This window comes from Citrobacter sp. CK180 (genome assembly GCF_030333655.1).
In the GTDB taxonomy this organism is placed as follows: domain Bacteria; phylum Pseudomonadota; class Gammaproteobacteria; order Enterobacterales; family Enterobacteriaceae; genus Citrobacter_B; species Citrobacter_B koseri.
The window spans coordinates 1-17,341 of sequence record NZ_JAOWFM010000043.1; the positions used below are offsets into that span (position 1 = coordinate 1).

At 48.6% G+C, this 17,341-nt stretch carries 20 protein-coding genes; 1 reads left to right on the forward strand and 19 read right to left on the reverse strand.

Annotated elements, in window-relative coordinates; genetic code table 11:
* The first annotated feature begins 782 nt into the window (after nt 1-782).
* Entirely contained in the window at nt 783-1,559 is a 777-nt protein-coding gene (waaZ, locus tag OGV50_RS07480; protein WP_286488414.1) for a 3-deoxy-D-manno-oct-2-ulosonate III transferase WaaZ, read from the forward strand.
* 57 nt (nt 1,560-1,616) lie between these two features.
* On the opposite strand, the gene OGV50_RS07485 is transcribed toward waaZ, so the two are convergent.
* The 19 genes from OGV50_RS07485 to OGV50_RS07575 form a co-directional block, all read right to left on the reverse strand.
* Entirely contained in the window at nt 1,617-2,153 is a 537-nt protein-coding gene (locus OGV50_RS07485) for a tail fiber assembly protein (RefSeq protein WP_286488415.1), read from the reverse strand.
* A gap of 18 nt (nt 2,154-2,171) precedes the next feature.
* Complete coding sequence (locus OGV50_RS07490; RefSeq protein WP_286488416.1) at nt 2,172-3,731, reverse strand: tail fiber protein; 1,560 nt, start codon at nt 3,729-3,731, stop codon at nt 2,172-2,174.
* A complete protein-coding gene (locus OGV50_RS07495) occupies nt 3,728-4,354 on the reverse strand; it encodes a hypothetical protein (RefSeq protein ID WP_286488417.1) in 627 nt (208 codons plus the stop codon). The genes OGV50_RS07490 and OGV50_RS07495 overlap by 4 nt, the downstream gene beginning before the upstream one ends.
* Nucleotides 4,338-5,564, reverse strand: a complete 1,227-nt coding sequence (locus OGV50_RS07500) for a baseplate J/gp47 family protein (RefSeq protein WP_194208785.1) — start codon at nt 5,562-5,564, stop codon at nt 4,338-4,340. Before OGV50_RS07500 ends, OGV50_RS07495 begins: the two co-directional genes overlap by 17 nt.
* The gene (locus tag OGV50_RS07505) at nt 5,561-5,893 is read right to left on the reverse strand and encodes a hypothetical protein (protein WP_286488418.1); all 333 of its coding nucleotides are present in this window, start codon (nt 5,891-5,893) and stop codon (nt 5,561-5,563) included. The genes OGV50_RS07500 and OGV50_RS07505 overlap by 4 nt, the downstream gene beginning before the upstream one ends.
* Nucleotides 5,890-6,606 (reverse strand): hypothetical protein, encoded by a 717-nt coding sequence (locus OGV50_RS07510; protein ID WP_286488419.1) that lies wholly within the window; start codon nt 6,604-6,606, stop codon nt 5,890-5,892. Before OGV50_RS07510 ends, OGV50_RS07505 begins: the two co-directional genes overlap by 4 nt.
* Nucleotides 6,603-7,646 (reverse strand): hypothetical protein, encoded by a 1,044-nt coding sequence (locus tag OGV50_RS07515; RefSeq protein ID WP_286488420.1) that lies wholly within the window; start codon nt 7,644-7,646, stop codon nt 6,603-6,605. Before OGV50_RS07515 ends, OGV50_RS07510 begins: the two co-directional genes overlap by 4 nt.
* Nucleotides 7,646-7,921 (reverse strand): hypothetical protein, encoded by a 276-nt coding sequence (locus tag OGV50_RS07520; RefSeq protein WP_194208789.1) that lies wholly within the window; start codon nt 7,919-7,921, stop codon nt 7,646-7,648. The genes OGV50_RS07515 and OGV50_RS07520 overlap by 1 nt, the downstream gene beginning before the upstream one ends.
* Nucleotides 7,918-8,634 carry a hypothetical protein gene (locus tag OGV50_RS07525; RefSeq protein ID WP_286488421.1) on the reverse strand — a complete coding sequence of 239 codons (717 nt, stop codon included), beginning with the start codon at nt 8,632-8,634 and terminating at the stop codon, nt 7,918-7,920. The genes OGV50_RS07520 and OGV50_RS07525 overlap by 4 nt, the downstream gene beginning before the upstream one ends.
* Nucleotides 8,634-10,520, reverse strand: a complete 1,887-nt coding sequence (locus tag OGV50_RS07530) for a lytic transglycosylase domain-containing protein (RefSeq protein WP_286488422.1) — start codon at nt 10,518-10,520, stop codon at nt 8,634-8,636. Before OGV50_RS07530 ends, OGV50_RS07525 begins: the two co-directional genes overlap by 1 nt.
* 123 nt (nt 10,521-10,643) lie before the next feature.
* Nucleotides 10,644-11,231 (reverse strand): hypothetical protein, encoded by a 588-nt coding sequence (locus tag OGV50_RS07535; RefSeq protein ID WP_200090081.1) that lies wholly within the window; start codon nt 11,229-11,231, stop codon nt 10,644-10,646.
* Nucleotides 11,231-11,668, reverse strand: coding sequence for a hypothetical protein (locus OGV50_RS07540; protein WP_194208792.1), 438 nt, complete (start codon nt 11,666-11,668; stop codon nt 11,231-11,233). The genes OGV50_RS07535 and OGV50_RS07540 overlap by 1 nt, the downstream gene beginning before the upstream one ends.
* A gap of 3 nt (nt 11,669-11,671) precedes the next feature.
* Nucleotides 11,672-13,066 carry a hypothetical protein gene (locus tag OGV50_RS07545; RefSeq protein WP_286488423.1) on the reverse strand — a complete coding sequence of 465 codons (1,395 nt, stop codon included), beginning with the start codon at nt 13,064-13,066 and terminating at the stop codon, nt 11,672-11,674.
* Nucleotides 13,067-13,071: 5 nt separating this feature from the next.
* Nucleotides 13,072-14,010 carry a hypothetical protein gene (locus OGV50_RS07550; protein ID WP_286488424.1) on the reverse strand — a complete coding sequence of 313 codons (939 nt, stop codon included), beginning with the start codon at nt 14,008-14,010 and terminating at the stop codon, nt 13,072-13,074.
* Nucleotides 13,994-14,425 carry a hypothetical protein gene (locus OGV50_RS07555; protein WP_286488425.1) on the reverse strand — a complete coding sequence of 144 codons (432 nt, stop codon included), beginning with the start codon at nt 14,423-14,425 and terminating at the stop codon, nt 13,994-13,996. Before OGV50_RS07555 ends, OGV50_RS07550 begins: the two co-directional genes overlap by 17 nt.
* Nucleotides 14,422-14,847, reverse strand: coding sequence for a hypothetical protein (locus OGV50_RS07560; RefSeq protein WP_194208796.1), 426 nt, complete (start codon nt 14,845-14,847; stop codon nt 14,422-14,424). The genes OGV50_RS07555 and OGV50_RS07560 overlap by 4 nt, the downstream gene beginning before the upstream one ends.
* 12 nt (nt 14,848-14,859) lie before the next feature.
* Nucleotides 14,860-15,345 carry a hypothetical protein gene (locus tag OGV50_RS07565; protein ID WP_194208797.1) on the reverse strand — a complete coding sequence of 162 codons (486 nt, stop codon included), beginning with the start codon at nt 15,343-15,345 and terminating at the stop codon, nt 14,860-14,862.
* A 64-nt stretch (nt 15,346-15,409) separates the two neighbouring features.
* Nucleotides 15,410-16,441, reverse strand: coding sequence for a major capsid family protein (locus tag OGV50_RS07570; RefSeq protein WP_194208798.1), 1,032 nt, complete (start codon nt 16,439-16,441; stop codon nt 15,410-15,412).
* A 17-nt stretch (nt 16,442-16,458) separates the two neighbouring features.
* Nucleotides 16,459-17,331, reverse strand: coding sequence for a hypothetical protein (locus OGV50_RS07575; RefSeq protein WP_286488426.1), 873 nt, complete (start codon nt 17,329-17,331; stop codon nt 16,459-16,461).
* Between the last annotated feature and the right edge of the window lie 10 nt (nt 17,332-17,341).

Consider the following 17,341-nt stretch of genomic DNA (forward strand, 5'->3'; position numbering starts at 1 on the left):
ATGACTCATGATGAACCCTGTTCCATGGCTCCAGATGACAAACATGATCTCATATCAGGGACTTGTTCGCACCTTCCCTAGTAAATACACCTTTATCCTGATATCTATTGGGAATGTTATCTATTTCATTTTGAATTATCACGCATTAGACGCGGTGCTGATCATACTGTTTTATGTCACTCTGATTTTTACCCCCGTCATCCTCATCCTGCGCGCCTTCTGTGCACAGCATGAGTAACTCATCGAGCATGATTCATAAACGTTCATCCATGTAAACCTGGCTTCACACGGCACTCTGACGCACAAAAATTAACATACCAATCAAAAAACCCTGGACGCACTCGGTACAGAGTATGTTATGGTTTGGACAGGATATGGAAAATTCGAGTAACTTTCGTGTGGTTTCGGGTTAGTATCTGAAAACACACTTCAAAACAAACAGATAAAAAGAGACCGAATACGATTCCTGTTATCGCCAGCACACAAACAAAATCAATAAATTCAAATAGATAGACACAATATAGCGCATCTTTTAGCCAAAAATACATCTTTTCATGTGCTTTTATAATCAAATACATACCACTTTTTTCGTTTTTATTCGGTGATATTTCGGTACGACACTCCAGCGAAAGGGTTGTCGTTCCACATCACCGACGAAGATCCCCCCTGTTGCGCATAGCACTCTTTGACAAGAACGATTCAAAAACTGTTGATAAAATGTTCAGTTAGGCAGCGCTAATATAATAATTTTATTATTCGTTTTTCTTTTTCATGGTAGTCAAATGAAAATTACACGCAAAGAACTACAAGTAATGAAAGAAACCGTTTCTGATGATTGTATCATTTATCTGTCTGGACCATCATCGTTAGATACTCCACTGGAGCTATTACGCGCCAAAAGTATCATCAGCGTGAACGGTAGCACAGGTTACTTACTGGAAAACGATATTCCAGTGTTTGCATATATTGTCTGCGATGGTTCATTTTATGAAAAGAATAAAACACTATTCTTAAAATACTCATCTTATGCCAGATATACTTTTATTAGTAATGACGTTCTCAAACGTGCAAATACTTCAGAAAAAGAGCAACTACTCAACACATGTTTTGTGTTAAATGATATCTGCAAATCACGAGGCGGGCCGGGAAGAAAAATAAGATATACAATAAAATCGGCAATTAACAGAAGTGTTTTTATCAAGTGTTCTGCATCAAGGAAAGAAAAAACAATCGCATTTTCCACTGATATATATCACGGACATTTTGGCAGTGCGACGGTTGCATTTAGTGCGCTACAACTAGCGATCACACTAAAATTCAATAACATTTTCTTCTCAGGATTAGACCTGAGCGGGAAATTCGAGAGGTTCTACAGCGAAGCTCAACCGCAACCGACAACATTGCCTACAGATTTTGATTTCATATTGAAATCTTTTGTTTTCCTGATGAAAAAACATCGTGGAAACATTTTCAACCTTTCCAGTAAAACTGCTATACCATATGAAGTAATTCCCTTTGCGAGCGCAGCAGAAATAATGAATCAAACTACTCTGGTGTAACACGAGCACCTTGCGATAGACGTGATAAACACATCTATCGCACCTCAGATTATCCCCCTATTCAGGTTTCTCCGGCCAGTTAATATCCGGCGCATCTTCCGGTTTTACCCGATTAAGAAATACGCTGTATCGCTCCCATTCTTCGAGCTTTCCGGCTTCCTCATCTGTCGCCATTTTCAGTTTTACGGCACGGGAAAGCGGAGCTATTGCAGCATCAGCTATAGCAAGTAATTCAGCTTTCTTTTCTTCGGCCTGCACTCGTAACTCTTCCTGCGAATACTGGCGCGGCTGAATTTTCCCGTCCTTGAATACCCATCCCCCCATAATGTCCACATCCTGATTTTCCGGGGTAATTTCGACTTCTACGACGCTGAAATCACGCGGGTAAATGCTCGACACATCTTTGCTGATACAGCAAATAACCCCTGATTTATCGTAAGCAACTTTCAGTGTATCCGGTAGAAAATCAGCCTGGGACTCATACCAGTCACGTCCATCATCAGAGATGAAAAATTCCGCATTGTGTTCGTCCATCAAAAACAGATTATATGCGTCATCAGGAGTATATTTCGTCAGGTTCTTAAGGTGTTGCATGTTATTTCCCCTCATGACTTAAGTCGTGATATTAACCCAGGTGCCGTTAATATTTTTTTGAACATATCGGACAAGCAGAGAACCCACGTTTGATGATCCGCCGACCATCTGGATCGCAGTGGCGAATGCCGCGTCATTTGATGAAAAGCCACCACCATCGGTAAATGAGCGGGTTTGGGTCGCACTTACGCGTATATTCTGCACGTAACGCGCATCAGATGCGGCCTTTGTGTAAGCTTCGCCAGCAGGGGTGTAATTGCCTTTCGCCTGGTAACGCGCATCAAAGTTCGTATAATTGCCTGGAATGACTTGTTCTTTCATTGCCAGTCGCCCCATACGGACATCTATATAACCCATGATGCCGCGTGGAGCATCAGCAGGAAAAGAACTATAAAAGCCTATTCCATACCAGCTTTGTAATAACAAATTCGCGCCATCAAAACTGGCAGCATCAGAGCCCGGAGATATACCAACCATTCCGGCATCGCCGACTTTGCTCCCCCTGAGAGTAAGCCCATCATTAAATCTGACTGTTTTATTAAAAACGCCGCCATTAGTTGCAGATACAGCATCAACATCTGATGCTTTTGGTTTATTAGCTGTTGTATAGAACTCGTCCCATCCCTGAGCAACACCAGCCTCCCACGTCTGCGCAAAATACCGTTTAGACCTCCCGACAAGCGTAAACTGATATGTCGTGGAGTGTCTGATGTTAATTCCCATATATGTGACGGTAGCGACAGGGGAACCGGTAGTTCCTGCAATTATCCCCGTTGCGTTGATAGTCCCCAAATTCTGATTAATTATTGCGTCGCCACCAATTCCCTGCCAACCAACAACGGGAATACGCCCTGCGGTAATATCCGTCATTGAGGTTACAATATCTTTGAACGCAGCGGTTCCCAGCCCCGCATAAATCGCGCCGGGGTTAGCGACGTTAAAGAACGTTTTCGTCTTATCCATCAGACAGACAAGCGCCACGTCTTTTAAAATGTCGTTAGCCACCAGCGGGGCTTTATTTCCCTTATACAGAGGAAACGTGCCGAGCGCTTTACCACCTAATGTAAGCTGTAGCGTCGCTGCACCAGTATTATTCTGTGCGGGATAGACAACGATCGGCGTCCGTAACGCCCATTCAGTAGCGTTATCGACAAAATACGTGGCTGGTAGTGCCAGGGTGAGAGCGTTCGCCGTCCCTCCTGCGACGCCCGCCGTATAGTGCCCGCTCTGTAAATGTTCAATTTGAACAAACTGATTTTCTGAACCGCGAGTTGCGAAATTAGCGATCACATCATTTAATGACCAACCTTTCGCTGTCGTTCCCTCTCGCCCGCGCACTACAGTCAGGGTATCATCGCTGACTGATTTCAGATGACAGATTTCGAAAACTGTTTCTTTCGCATCTGTGAGCGTTATTTTGGCGTAAGTTTTAAGCGTATTTGAGTTATTTGCATAATCATAAGTAAGCAGATTAGCAAACATCGCCCCCGTACCGGGCATAACCTGAATAGTCGTCTGGCTGGCAGTGATATCTGCGGCCAGAGAGGAAACGACATTATTTCCAAATCCAATAATCATTGTTCAACCACCGTTACATTGTAGGTGTAAATAAATGGGAGTTTCACAAGAGACTGGCTAATTGCATCTTTTAGAAAAAAACCGACACCATCGCCATAGTCAGGAATAGAGATATAAAAAACGCCCTTATCGGGCGTCACACTAATATCAAAAGTATCCTGGACTGGAGGATCTACCCCATTAGTCCCATGTATAAATCGTGCCAGTCGGCGTTTTAGCCAGTCTATGCAGAAATGAGAACCATCGCCTTTATAAAAATTCCAGGTCAGGATCCGTTTAAAGTAATCATCAGGAACATAAGATGCCGAACCCGGAACATAATTCTTCAGTTTTGCATAAGCAACGTTGTTATACTCAACCGTGTTATAAGCCCCACGCGCAATAGCATCCTCAGAAATCTGGAGCAATGGACGTGTTTCGCCGTATATACCCAGTGCGATCCAGTCAAGCAGATCACCAGTAATAGCAGGAGACGTCCAGCATGGAAGATTCAGGTTATTGAGATAATCAAGGTATCCCTGCGCCAGTTGATTATAAGCGTCAAACAAGGCTGAAATATTTGGATCGTCGTTGTACTGAGTATACGGGTAAGCCGGAATAATTTTATCAAGAGGTGCTGGCATATTGCTTAACCTGAATTTGTGATGCGGAGGTAGAGAAATACGCGTATGTATCACCATACACCAGACTTGAATCAGCAACAGGAGGCACTATTTGCCCGTTAATTCCGATCTGAACGTCGATCATAGAAACAAGAGATGCGGAAACAAGCCCCTGTACCGACTTAAGAAATAGATCCTGAATCTGGTAAATGTTGACAGGTTCGCCGACTGCGATCGCATTGATGTAATCAGCAATATCTGGCTGTACTGCTTTCTCTATCCCCGTAGGATCAACATAGGTTGTTGATACGGTATTCCATGTAATTATCACTGAAACATTTTGCGACGATGGCACGACATAAGGCACCTGATATGTATCAGGATACACAATGATCGGTATCGTTTTTTTCTCAACGGGGGAACCGGACGGATTCGATACATCATTTGTCAGTGCAGATATGTCCGGTACTGACTTATAGATAGCATAAGCCACCTCATAAGGATCCCCGCCACCAGCGACCGCAACCCATGATCCGAGTGATGCCTGTCGATATGAGATCAGGTTCTCCTGTACGCCGTAGACGTTTTTCAGTTCAATCCGGTAGCAGTCCGGCGTTCCCTGTACGCCGTACATACCGGCCTGAAAAACCTGTGCTCTGTAGGATGAAAATGATTGTTCCGGCGCACCGGGCAGACCATCCGTCAGGTTGGTACATGTCAGGTTATACGAGTCAGGAACAGACGTTTTTATCTGGTTCACAGAACCCGCAGGCACCGCCCATGTTCCCTCAGTTGTTGCCAGGCAATAAACCGGCTCAGTTTGCCCGCTTTCAGGGATCATCGTGTCCCGTTGGACTGCATAAGTATATGACCCATCTCCGACCATAAAACCTTTCGGGATAGCAAATCCCGGTGGACCGCTGAACACTTCGTAAACGGAAGTGTTAGTTCCCTGTCCTTTCTGCACGCCATACATGCCGCCCAGTTGTGCAAGCAGGTGAACGTTCGCAGCATACGGACTACAGGAGTTGATCAAATCAACACGCGCCTGGTCACACACGACGAGCGCACCGACACTCGTACTGACCATATCTTCAACTAAAGAGCCGGGTAAATCCGTTGTGATGCCCGGCGAAAGAGCTGTCGCAGTATCAATAACAAGCTGCCGTAGTTCATCCGTCGTTTTAGGAACAGGACCGGCAATATCATAACTGATCGGTAAATCACTCATACGTATACCTGTGCCACAATTTTAGAGCCTGAGTTGGTAATCACTGAAATATTGTAGACCGGGGGATCAACCCCCATCAGTGCTATCTGGAGAGAGGAAAAATATTTGCTGAACTGCTGCTGGAGCCTGTTTACATAGAAGGTAGGCAGAATCTGCTGGATCACAGAACCATTCGCAGGTATGCCGTGATTAGCATAAAAAGGGGACTCCTGAGGAGCAAGCTTGAGATTCTGAACCAGTGTCGTGAGGTAAACAGAATCATTATAACCGTTTTCATCGGTGGTAACCGTAACCCATCTGCCGGATTCATCCCGCCCGTAAGTTCTCATTCTGTGATACTCCCGTTAAACGTTGAGATCGGCCCTCCGGTGTTATTTCCGTTGTTGCCGTTATAGTGCTGATGGGAATTAAGCCACTGAAGAAGCTGCTGCCAGCCCTCATGCATGATTTGCGGGCTTGTGCTGGCCGCGCTGTCCTGGAGTTTTCCGCTCTGCCCTGTGAGAGACCACATGCCCGCTGTCAGAGTCAGCACAGTATTACCTACCGTCACTTTGAACTGTTTCGGCGTAGCGATCGTGATGCTGTCCGGTGTCAGAAGAAACGTGGTGTTACTTTTGGCGTCCCGGATTGTCACGCCCTCCGGCCCGTAGAGGGTTAAAACCTGCCCGTCAACATCCTCCCACTCTGTATGGCTGATCGGTAAAAATACCAGCGAGCTGAGGTTCGCCGGAGGCGTCAGGTCAGCGGTTCCCCCTCCCAGGCCGCTTGCACCACCGAGATACGTATCAGCAGGAATAACGATCCCCCTGTCCCCTTTTTGCATCGGATACCGGATGTACTGGGGACCAAACAAGGGGATTGTCAGTTGTGGCAATGTGTAGGGAATATCGCGGAGCAGAAAAGATACGGTAATCATCTTCCCGGATTGTTTAACGACTGATGCGGGTAATACCTTACCGGCCATTTGCATAGCATCAGCAATTTTCTGGTCAGCAAAATTATGCATATTGCCGCCGAAATTTAGCTTCTTATCAATACTCATGTCGCTGCAAGCCCTCCTGTCGGATGTGCCTCCAGCACGGTTACCCAACTGTTAGCGTCCGGTTGCCTGCTGTTACCTACCAGCCTTACCGAGGACACAAGGAAATCGCCAGTAAAGGCAGAATCATCGCGAAACTGGGAATAAGAGGAGGCCTGGATCATCGTTCTTAATTTTTCAGGCATACGGATATAATCCCCTACCTGAATATCGCTACGCATGACACACGGGATGCTCACCGTACCAAACTGAATCCACGTAGGTTGGCCGACGAGATCGGTAAATTCGATCTGGACTGGGTTTTTACTCCTGTACGATGCGCTTTTTTTCGAATCTTTATCCTGGTGGTTAGCAAAATCGTTATCAAATACACGGATCTCTTTACCGTTGACCATTGCTATTTCAACGCCAGAATAATTATTGTCTTTAATAATGCTTTTGCTCAGCGTTTTGAGTTTTGTTGCAAGCTCAGTAAGGCTTCCGCAAAACATATTATTATCGTAGTTGTTGATTAACCGATCGCTGATGCTGATCGAGTATCGATAATCGCCTCCCATCGTCTGAAAACACTGTGTCAACGCAACAGAGAGTTTAATCCCTTTATTCCACGGCACCGTTAAATTGACTGGTGCCAGAGGCATCGGGTTAACGTTCGACACTGGCCCGGCGGTAACAATGAGATCCATACGCAATTCAGTACCCTGCCAGTTACCCAGAACCTGCCAGATTGTCCCCTCCAGTACCAGCCCCTGTTGCTCCGGTTTCGCCAGTGGTAACCCCTTTGACATTCCGACCCACATTTTTATCGTCATGCCAAACATATCCTGTCTGGCCTGCTGCATATCCTGCGGGCTGATCCCCCAGATGGTGATGCAACTCTGCCCTTTCGGGGTCGATTCACCAAAACGAAGGAGATCAAATTCAATCATCAGACAACCGGGGTTATATACCCCGTTTTTAAGACTGGTATACTGCCTGTACAGCGTTCCGGGGTTTCCATTGGTATCAGGATTATTAAAAATCTGAATGTCATAAAAACGCATCAGTTAATAACCTCTATTTGACCATCAGAAATACGCCACACCATTTTTGTTGTACTGAATGCCCCAACAAGCAAATTAATGTCGTAATTATTGGGAGAGCCAATTACTGGAATTGTCAGTTGTCGCCGACCTGAGTTATCCGTAATGTTGAGATACCAGCGCTGGGCAGCGATATTCCATTTTGTCTGGCAGTTATAAACCTCGCCATCAAGAATGGGAGTAAAAACCATGCTTTTCTGTTCATTACCAGAAAAGGGATAAAACGAAGTGCTCATAGATTAAACGCCCCGCTCAGTTTACCGATCAAGCCAATTACAGCACCTGATACACTGCTACCCAATGAGGTGTTACCGATCGCCGAAACGGTGCTTGTCCAGGCGCTTTCCGTCGCCTTATCACCGTTATCTATTTTGCTCAAATAGCTGTTAATAGCCTGATCTGCGCCCGTTTCAGAAATCAGGGGTTGCTCAAAATCCCAGAGCCATTGCCGTTGCGGTAAGGTGTCATTTGAGCCGGTAACATCGCGCACCGTTCTCAGTATACAGTTGCTGTAAATTATGCCCGGTGTTGCAACGATAAATGTTCCGCCAAGATTCGCATGCGCCTGCAAAACTGCCTGCAATGCACTCAGGGTGACAAGTTTTGTCATAGCGCCAGTATTTTCGTTTACTGGCGCATCCATCAGCATAGGAATGCGCAGAGGCTGAGAAAGTAGCGCATTTGCTGCCACTGCCTGATTTGCAAACGGGTAGCGACCGATATCGTAATCAATCATTGTCGCGCCGGGCGCAGCTCGCCAGTGGCAAAAATACTTATCCAGGTCTGTAAGTTCGATAGCCCCACCCAAAAGGCCAGAAACATAGCTGGCACTCTGGGTAAGGGCAACTATCGGTAACATACCGCCGGGAATACTCTGTGCAACACCATCGCAAAGAATTACCGGGGATATTTCAAAACCGAGCTTGTAGAGCTCGCGGGTAAATGACATTAACCGAACCCTCCAAGTTGTGTACTGGAGACAATCGCACTACCACCAGTGTTGTTATAAACGACAAGACCCTGAGCATTACCACGCTTCTGGTTGTCCAGAATTTGTTGCAGGATTTGGTCAGTTTTTCCCGAACCTGGCTGAGCCTGCGGCGCCACCGGCGCACTCTGGTTTGTCCCGGGCATATCAGAACCGTAAAGAGCGACATATTTCTCACGTACACGCCCGGGGTATTCGCGATTCTCCTTACTTCCCCTGTTCTTTCCGCCGTTGTACCAGCGCAGCATCTCTTCAACATCGTCTCCCGCCTGGCCTTTCGCCCACGACATAACCCGCGCGCCCGCCATGATGTTATCGCGAGGGGAAAAAGGATCTTCACCGGGCTGAAAATTCATAGGCATCACCTGCATCAGACCCTGTGCGCCAGCTTTGCTGACAGCATTCTGATCCCATGATGATTCCGCTGCGGCCACTGATTTAAGCAATTTCGGATCGAGGTCGTATTTTTTCGCAGCCTCTTCGAAATACTCATCATAGGTGGTAGGTGCAACGCCTGAGGCGCGTTTTGCAGATTTCAGCCATCCCCAGACACGCGGATCGCTTTCGCTGCCGGGAACGTAACTTTGCCCCGTTTTTTCATCAGTTACCGGCTTATCTCCAAGAATGGACGATCCCGGCGCCACGTCGTCAACTGACAGACTTGTTTTTCCTGCAATCCAGTCAATAACTTTACCGATGATGTGCGCAAGCCGTTCGACACCTGACATAAACGCCTCAACATCCTTTTTTAACTCAGGCGAAGCCAGATAGTTACCAAAGCGCCGGATACCATCAGAAAGGCCATCGATCCATTTTCCTAGTTCCGGTGACTGTAAAACCGTTTCTATCGCGCCGGAAAACGCATCAGAAAGCTTGTCCAGTTCTGGCGCCAGTGGAGCCAGACCACGGATAAAGGTATTACCGATACTGACTTTGCTGCGATCGAGCTGAACGTTAAAATCCTGCCACTGACGGAGCTGCTGATCGGTCAGTTGCAGGCGCAGGGTATCTTTCTGCGCCTGTTTCGCCATCGCATCGATTTCCGCATCGCTCATATTTTTAAAGCGATTCAGGTCATCGAGAGAGAAGTAGTTCGTCAGACTGTAGGCTTCTGCCCCCTGTTGCGTACTGCCGTTACGTACAAAAATATCCCGTGCGCTGCGGATCATCTGCGGTAACAGCTCCGCCGGATCCTGATTCGGGTTATCAATCCCCATAGCCTGGAATTGCCAGCGTTTGCTCAAATCCAGTTGAGCATCACGTATCGCACCAAGCGTACCTGTCGGGTTACCCAGCGCCTTCTGATAATTGACAGCGCTCGCACTCAGCCCGCCAGCAGTTGTACCCAGCCCCAAAGCCGTAAAACGCTGCGCGGAAGCATTTCCTGCAAGACGATTAAGCCCCCACAACCCACCAGCGCCAGCCAGCCCGGAAAAGAGGCCCAGCACAGTTCCCCATGAAAAAAGGCTGCTTGTGGCATCTTTGATATGACCGGCCAGTGATTTTGCATCCTTGCTGGCTTTATTCAGGAAGTTGCGGGCGCCGCTGGAATTCTTGCTGAATTCCGCCTGGGTTTTTGTGGCCTTTTCCAGATTACCATTCAGGCGATCAAGGCCATCATTGACAGAAGCAATTGCGGCCACACCATCGGTAAACGCTTTTGTAATGGCTTCGGTGCCATCACGAACCCGCTCTGTTTCCTTTGCGGTTTCACCGAGGCCATGAACCGCCCCCCGCCATTGTTCCGGTAACTCACTGAGCGCTTTCTGGTATTCATTGAATTTTTCCAGGAACGACTGAAATTTTTCGTCCTGAACATCAATTTCAACAATGGATTTAGCTGCCATTGAAATACCCCTTGCGTCTTATTTCCTCCAGCATGAACCGCTGCCGGAAATGGAGAGGGCTTTTGTATTCGCCGCAATCCAGTTCACGGCAGAGGTGACTGAAGCCTTCACAGGAGGCCCATGTCAGGAGGGTATGTGTGATGGTTCCGGCAGGACTTCCGGGATCGGGGTATCGGTAACCGTTTTCGACGTCGGTAAAGAATCGCGATACGCCGTAGCGCTCAATGACACGAGTCGCCCACTGTACATATCGAGCGCTTTCCCCACCGTCGGGGCGATCAGGTTCGCTTTCTGAATAGCAGAGCTCACCATAAAAAAAACCACTTCTCCCTCAACTTCCCTGTACTCATCATCGGTGATGATTTCCTGCTTAAATGCAGCATCAAGTGACGACGTTTTCCATACCCCCTGATCGTTCCAGATGACCGTCGTCAGACGCTGGATATCATCAACAATAGTCGGCGTTCCCGGCTTAAGATCTCCCGCTTCCTGTCGTGATTTGATGATGTTACGCAACATCATCGCTGCAACTCGCGGCGCGCCAACAGAACCCACAAGGGAGAAAAAGTTGTTGAACAAATTCCCCAGCAGCACACAATTTTGCTCAACGATTTCATACGGGAACGGCACAACATGCAGATACACCAGCGAACCATCATCCCGGGTAATGGTGCTGACGAAATTCAGTTTTCTGTCAATTTTCACGTAAATTAATCCCACATTTTATCGTTGGTGATCAGGTAGCCGGAAATCGTCACGACATACCCCGCATCCATACCGGTGATCGGCAGTTCGTTGAAGTTAACCAGATACGCATTCAGAACCGTGTAGTTTCCAAAAGTGCTGGCATCCGGCGTAATAACGACTTCCCCCAGCGATGTATCAGAGGCGAAGCGTTTCTGATAGCTTGCCGCCAGCCCCTGCGTCCGCAGCAAATGCACGGTGATCGTTACCTGCTGATAAGGGGCCTGGCTCCCGACTGTCCCGGTCAGTGTGGGAATAATGTCCGTTGCAGCAGAATCCGGCCGCATGTTGATCGCATCTTTCCCCAGATATGACGCAGTAACGTTCAGTTCCGGGATATCAGTGACGGTCACAGCGCCCCTGACGCGGTTCAGAAACCCCTGCGGTACTAATGGATTTGGCATTTATTACGCTCCCACAAAGTTGGTTACGTTGAGATTAAACGTAATGGACTCAAAACCTCGACGCGGCGTAACAACCGCGCTAAGGCCGTTATATTTTCCATCTGCGTAATCAGACTGGTTCAGGCTGGTATAGCTGGCGAATGGTACAGCGTTAATAACTGCGTTCCCCGCATAAGCGCCTTTCTCATACTCTTCGTTAAAACGATCCTGCGTGAGCTGTGTGTCAATCACCTGCCCCAGAATTAACCCGTAACTGATACCGGAACGGAGAGTTTTAAGCGCGCGGCGCTGCAAGCGACCAATACCCTGCTGATCGTAATAAAGCGGGTTAACGGTGGTGTTCGAACCGTTAATAACTTCATTAGCCAGATCCAGTTCAAGATTGATTGCGCACCAGGCAACTGAGTACCAGTAGTTAAACGGCATGCCATCAAGCATGTGACCGGCTACCAGCATCTTATTGCTCAGGCCACCTTCTGCCGCCGTACCGATATAATTGATATTATTATCCTGCAAAGTTTTCAGCAGCGTACCGTTACCCGCCGCCGGATATTCCGTAACGCCATACATAAACCGATAGGACATTGGCGGAACCATATTTGAGGAACCAGGGTCGTTTGACAGAGAGGACTGGAACGGCGCCGCCATAGAGAATTCTGTCGCGCCAATTGCGGGGGCCTCAATCCCTGCGAAAACGTTAGGATATTTGCCTGACGCCCAGTCCTGGTATGTCGAAATCGTGGTGGTCACGAAAAATTTAACCAGTGCCCCCGGCGATGTGTAATTGTTCGCCAGCGTTTTAAACGTCGGTTCTGTGTCCCATTCACGCGGCACAAGGTAAGAGAAAAATTTCTGGTACGTGTTCCCCAGAGAAATATCCTCATCAATGAAGGAACTCAACGCGGAAACCGCTGACGCAACGTTCATCTCTCCCAGCTCAAGAACGTAAACAGCGCGGCTGGTCCCCTGCGCCCAGTAAGTGGTGTTCATTTGCTGGATTTCTCCGGCAGCAACAGCAGTTACTGTTCCCATGACCGTTGCGGCACCCGGATCGTTACTGAGTGAATAAGTAAAATCGGTATCGCTGGTAATCGTGACGACAAACACGCCGTTATACTCAGCGGGAGTAACGCCAGCAATAATGGCTGGAATCTGATCACCAGTATTCCACCCATGCGCTTCGGAAAGCGTTACCGTGACCGTATTTTCTTCCCACGAAACAGATGAAATGTTTTTCTCCGGCGCAAGAATATTCTTGAGATCATCTTTTGACGTAAGCAACTGGTAACTTCCTGCCGCCAGAGTTGTCCCCCCGGTTGATACCAGCGCGCCAGACTTCAATAACTGGGATGGTTTCGGCGGATTAGTCACCGACACATTGATATTTACAATTGCCATTTAAATTATTTCTCCACGTAAATGGACGGAATTGCAGACGTGATCAGCCTGCGGGCGACATTCCTCATCCGCTGCTGGTAGTAATTGATTTTGAATTTGACGATTTTCCGCATGGCGATGATATTTAGTTCGTTCTGCGTCACCCGGTCATCTTTAATAACCGGAATATTCATCACGCCCATTTCAGCATCATCACTTAACGTATAGTTCTGGACATAACGCAGGAAATCCTCTGCCGCTGCATTACGAAGCCCGGTGATATAAATCGTCACCTCTTCTGAAACCAGTTGATACTGGTTGGACTTTTCATCCAGATAAAATGCCCCGGCCACAGGAACCGGATCCCCACATTTAACCGTGGCATACGGCGGCGCCAGATTCTGCAATGACAGCATCGCAGGATACATAGGCATAAAATGATTAAGAGATAACCAGATGGGGAGCGAATTTGAAACCACAACATCAGTCAGATCGATATCATCAACAGAGTTAATAATCTGCGACAACATATGCGGGTAAATTGCATGCCCGGTGTAATGGTAGATGTTTGCCGGTTCGTTCAGCCCGGAACGGCGGGAAAAAGCAAACTGAATACCGTAAAACTCCCCAATGTAGAGCACCTCTGAACCAATATCGTTAAACGGGTCAATATCTGCCTGCGCAGTGAAGGTAACCACGTTTTTATCATAGAGCTGTTCTTCATCCTGGATCGTTTCGGTCGTCAGGTGCAGATAGCCTTTTACCTCTCTCGTGTCTGGTTCACTGTTCGGATCTTCGGCAAGAATTGAGGCTTTTACCCAAAAAACAAAACCATCAAGCGGAAGAACTTTACGGACATATTTTGTGAATGTGACAGAAGCCGAGCGGCTGATATCCTCCAGCCCCTGCACCAGTGAAGCATTGAGTTCTGTTTTTGCCTGAGACAATTCATTGAGGGAAGGCATTCAACACCCCACTTACCCAGGCGCGCATTGACGCCTGAAACATGCCTGTATCAATAAAAGAGGGGCGCGGCTCCCCTTTCTTGTTTTTAAAACGCTTGCTAATCCCCTCCAGCGCGCGGGCCGTCGGCACACCTTCTGTGCCGTTCATCTCTGCGTTATCGAGAAAAGCGACAAAAAGGTGATGTACCTGATACATGGACTCAGCGAAAGGATCCGCAGGAAGCGGCGCGCCGGCCAGCATGATTTCGAGACCTGCCGCAAGGTCATCACTCATCATCTGCGCAATTTCTTCGCCGTGACGGTCAAAGAATGTCTGCATGATCCGGTATTTCCCCTCAAGAATTTCAGCCACATCGCCAGTGGTCGTATTCTCGTTTTCATAGGGAATATCCATAACGCCCAGATGAAGTTTCATGTAAGCCCCCAGAGATCACCGTATTGCTGTGCAATTGCCAGATACCACCGGCCATAGGGATCTTTGAGTTGTTGCAGGTCGGCAAGAGAGAGATTTTTCAACGCATCACTGACAACCCGCGTCTGGCTTGTTGATTCATCAGAGGACGCACTGATAACACCAGCAGTGAAATTGTTGATACCCAGTTTTTCGCGTACCGAACCGAAGACAGCACCGGGACCGAAGTTGATCAGGAAAGATGCCGCAAGGTTATAAACAGCCTGAGAATAAAGAACCGGGCTGATACAGGCGATCTGTCGGTTTACCCAGTCCAGCGACATTGACCATGCAAGAATAATGGCCGGATCATCATCAGGTAAATCGTCGGCGCTAACCTCCATCGTATTACGAATAAACAGGATAAATCCGGCCAGTTCAGGCATAACAACCCTCGCTTATTTTTTCTTTTTAGCGCCTGTGCTAACAGCCAGCGTCTCATCGATAAACGCCGTTTCGTCACGATCATCAGTAGCGCTCAGGCGCTGTTCTGCGCTGACTTCCAGCTCGCCGAGATAACCGTTTTCCTGCTCGTTGAGCGCGTTATTTATTGCCAGCACGGATGCCTGACGACGATCATGAGCCGCACGGTTCAGGTGACTGTCGTTATCACGCATAGCCTTCTCGATGACTTTTGACGCTACGGGCTTATCAATGCTGTAGCACAGACCGATATAAACGCGGTTCTGGTCGATCTTTGTCGCATCAATCAGGCCATACTCAGCATGCTGCTGAATAATAAGATCAATCTCTGCGCGGGTGCCGTCGATAACAACAGCCTGGGAACCGGCATTAATCGGGTGATACACAAGGCGCCCGGTTTCAGGTTTGCGATATGCAAAATCGTGGCGCTGTTTGGTTGTATTGGCGATGTACAGTTTCATGTTTACTCCTGGGTAAAAAAATCCCCGCGTGCCATCAGACACGCAGGGAATCAGCGAGGGAAAATTAATCGCTGTATTTCATCGAAATAATGGTCAGCGCTTCAGGACGAAGCACCCAGCCGGAGGTAGAACGCAGCTCGGAAAGCACATCGATCGCCCCGCCCGCAATAGGGGTAGGAATTTCACGCGGTGCAGCCATATCACACAACATCAACGTGGTGGCTTCCAGTGACGGGCTCAGTTTCGCGAATTCGTTGGTGTTGATCTTCGCGTTAACCTCGGGACGCTCGACTTCTGGCATAGCGATAACAACTGCATCAGTACCGTTAGCACCAGCGCCAATCAGCGTATCGTCATAAGCCCACTCGATCTCACAATCTGCATCATCCGCCACGTTGTTAACAGTGCCTTTCACTGTAGCAGTACCACCGCCAGGACGCTGGTAACTGGTCAACTGGACGATTTGCTGCATTTCCATCGTACCCAGCGTGCGCTGAGGTCCGAGGATAACCATGCGTGAAGCCCGTCCCATTTGCATGGTACGGGTGCGGATCGCCTGAATCTGCGCCAGCAGGAATACTGCCATTTCGCCATGATCGTAAGTCAGGACGGTAGTATTGCCGCCGCTGTCTGCTGGCAGGCTGATCGTGGTCGCGCCGTTGGTGTTCAGGATACCTTCACCGCCCGCCGGGTTCATACCGTAAAGCCCTGCATTTCGCAGTTGCTGGAAAATAGCCTGCCGGGTGCCGAGGCGCTGGGCTTCAGGAAGCGCAATCCCCCAGTTTCCGGCTGCGGCCATATCGTGATGATCGTAAATAGCGCGTGCGCGGAACATGTATGTCGGCGTGCTGACCATTCGCGCATCAAGTGCAACGGATGGAAGCTGGTTTGCGTTACCTGACTGGCTGGATGTTACCTGGGTACGAATATCCAGGCGTTTCATATAAACGTACTGGTCGCCATCTGCCAGGCGAACCAGCGGGTTACCGCTTGCCATGACAGAGAACGCGCCGGAAGCCTGCTGATATGACAGGATCATTTCCGGCATGATGTACGACGGACTTACAATTTGATAAGCGGGTGTAATAGCTGGCATCTTTTAGCCTCTCCTGATTACAGCAGAATTAACGCAGCGTTTCCGCTGTCGTTCCAGGTAACAAAGCCAGTAGCCGGATCGTAAGAAACGGTTTTACTGTTACCCATCTGCATTTCGATGATTTTTACCGGAAGGGCAACGTCCTTTACCTGAGCCGCGCCTACGGTTCCCTGAGTGGTTGCATTGCCCGCAGGCACTGAAACCGGGGTAAAAGTGAAAGTTGTCGCCGACGTCACGCTAAGAACCTGAACAGTACCGTTATAAGCCGCCGGAACCGCCCCCGTAATGTCCACATACGACCCAACTTTCAGACCATGAGCGTCGTCGGTCGTCGCGGTTGCAAAGCCTGCCGTAGTTCCGGTGGGCGCAGTCCAGGTGATATCGGTTGTAGCAACTTCTTCTGCCACTGTGCTGAATACATCCAGACAATCGTCAACAAAGTTCCATACCAGCGGCTGATTAACGGAAATACCAGCGCTGGCCAGAGAGATAACGGCATCAGATGCTTTAACCGGAACGCGCATCCCGGACCCCAGGCGATAAAAAGACACGCTCATGTTACTGAGGAAAATCGGAACCGGTGATTGCGGCGTGGTCAGGCCGTTATGTGCCTGGTTGAATACGGAAAATCCCACAATTTGTGAAAGTGTGACCGCCCGCTTGATGACGCTGCCTCGCGGAGCAGAAGAAGCGCCCGGCACCAGTTCATTTACGGCCAGACCGCCCCAGAGAGGCTTTACTTCATCGCCGGAAAGGGTGCCTGATGCCAGCGCGTAACGTGCTGCCGGATCATCCAGCGCCACGCCCTGGATAAGACCATCAGATTTCGCGTAAAAAGTGCCATACGCGTTAGTGGTCTGCATTGGGTTAACTGACAATGCACTCGCCATGTTTTTTGTT

Excerpts from the sequence above, each read along its gene's own strand:
- waaZ (WP_286488414.1), top strand. The coding sequence starts at position 783 with ATGAAAATTACACGCAAAGAACTACAAGTAATGAAAGAAACCGTTTCT.
- OGV50_RS07485 (WP_286488415.1), bottom strand. The coding sequence starts at position 2,153 with ATGCAACACCTTAAGAACCTGACGAAATATACTCCTGATGACGCATAT.
- OGV50_RS07490 (WP_286488416.1), bottom strand. The coding sequence starts at position 3,731 with ATGATTATTGGATTTGGAAATAATGTCGTTTCCTCTCTGGCCGCAGAT.
- OGV50_RS07495 (WP_286488417.1), bottom strand. The coding sequence starts at position 4,354 with ATGCCAGCACCTCTTGATAAAATTATTCCGGCTTACCCGTATACTCAG.
- OGV50_RS07500 (WP_194208785.1), bottom strand. The coding sequence starts at position 5,564 with ATGAGTGATTTACCGATCAGTTATGATATTGCCGGTCCTGTTCCTAAA.
- OGV50_RS07505 (WP_286488418.1), bottom strand. The coding sequence starts at position 5,893 with ATGAGAACTTACGGGCGGGATGAATCCGGCAGATGGGTTACGGTTACC.
- OGV50_RS07510 (WP_286488419.1), bottom strand. The coding sequence starts at position 6,606 with ATGAGTATTGATAAGAAGCTAAATTTCGGCGGCAATATGCATAATTTT.
- OGV50_RS07515 (WP_286488420.1), bottom strand. The coding sequence starts at position 7,646 with ATGCGTTTTTATGACATTCAGATTTTTAATAATCCTGATACCAATGGA.
- OGV50_RS07520 (WP_194208789.1), bottom strand. The coding sequence starts at position 7,921 with ATGAGCACTTCGTTTTATCCCTTTTCTGGTAATGAACAGAAAAGCATG.
- OGV50_RS07525 (WP_286488421.1), bottom strand. The coding sequence starts at position 8,634 with ATGTCATTTACCCGCGAGCTCTACAAGCTCGGTTTTGAAATATCCCCG.
- OGV50_RS07530 (WP_286488422.1), bottom strand. The coding sequence starts at position 10,520 with ATGGCAGCTAAATCCATTGTTGAAATTGATGTTCAGGACGAAAAATTT.
- OGV50_RS07540 (WP_194208792.1), bottom strand. The coding sequence starts at position 11,668 with ATGCCAAATCCATTAGTACCGCAGGGGTTTCTGAACCGCGTCAGGGGC.
- OGV50_RS07545 (WP_286488423.1), bottom strand. The coding sequence starts at position 13,066 with ATGGCAATTGTAAATATCAATGTGTCGGTGACTAATCCGCCGAAACCA.
- OGV50_RS07550 (WP_286488424.1), bottom strand. The coding sequence starts at position 14,010 with ATGCCTTCCCTCAATGAATTGTCTCAGGCAAAAACAGAACTCAATGCT.
- OGV50_RS07555 (WP_286488425.1), bottom strand. The coding sequence starts at position 14,425 with ATGAAACTTCATCTGGGCGTTATGGATATTCCCTATGAAAACGAGAAT.
- OGV50_RS07560 (WP_194208796.1), bottom strand. The coding sequence starts at position 14,847 with ATGCCTGAACTGGCCGGATTTATCCTGTTTATTCGTAATACGATGGAG.
- OGV50_RS07565 (WP_194208797.1), bottom strand. The coding sequence starts at position 15,345 with ATGAAACTGTACATCGCCAATACAACCAAACAGCGCCACGATTTTGCA.
- OGV50_RS07570 (WP_194208798.1), bottom strand. The coding sequence starts at position 16,441 with ATGCCAGCTATTACACCCGCTTATCAAATTGTAAGTCCGTCGTACATC.
- OGV50_RS07575 (WP_286488426.1), bottom strand. The coding sequence starts at position 17,331 with ATGGCGAGTGCATTGTCAGTTAACCCAATGCAGACCACTAACGCGTAT.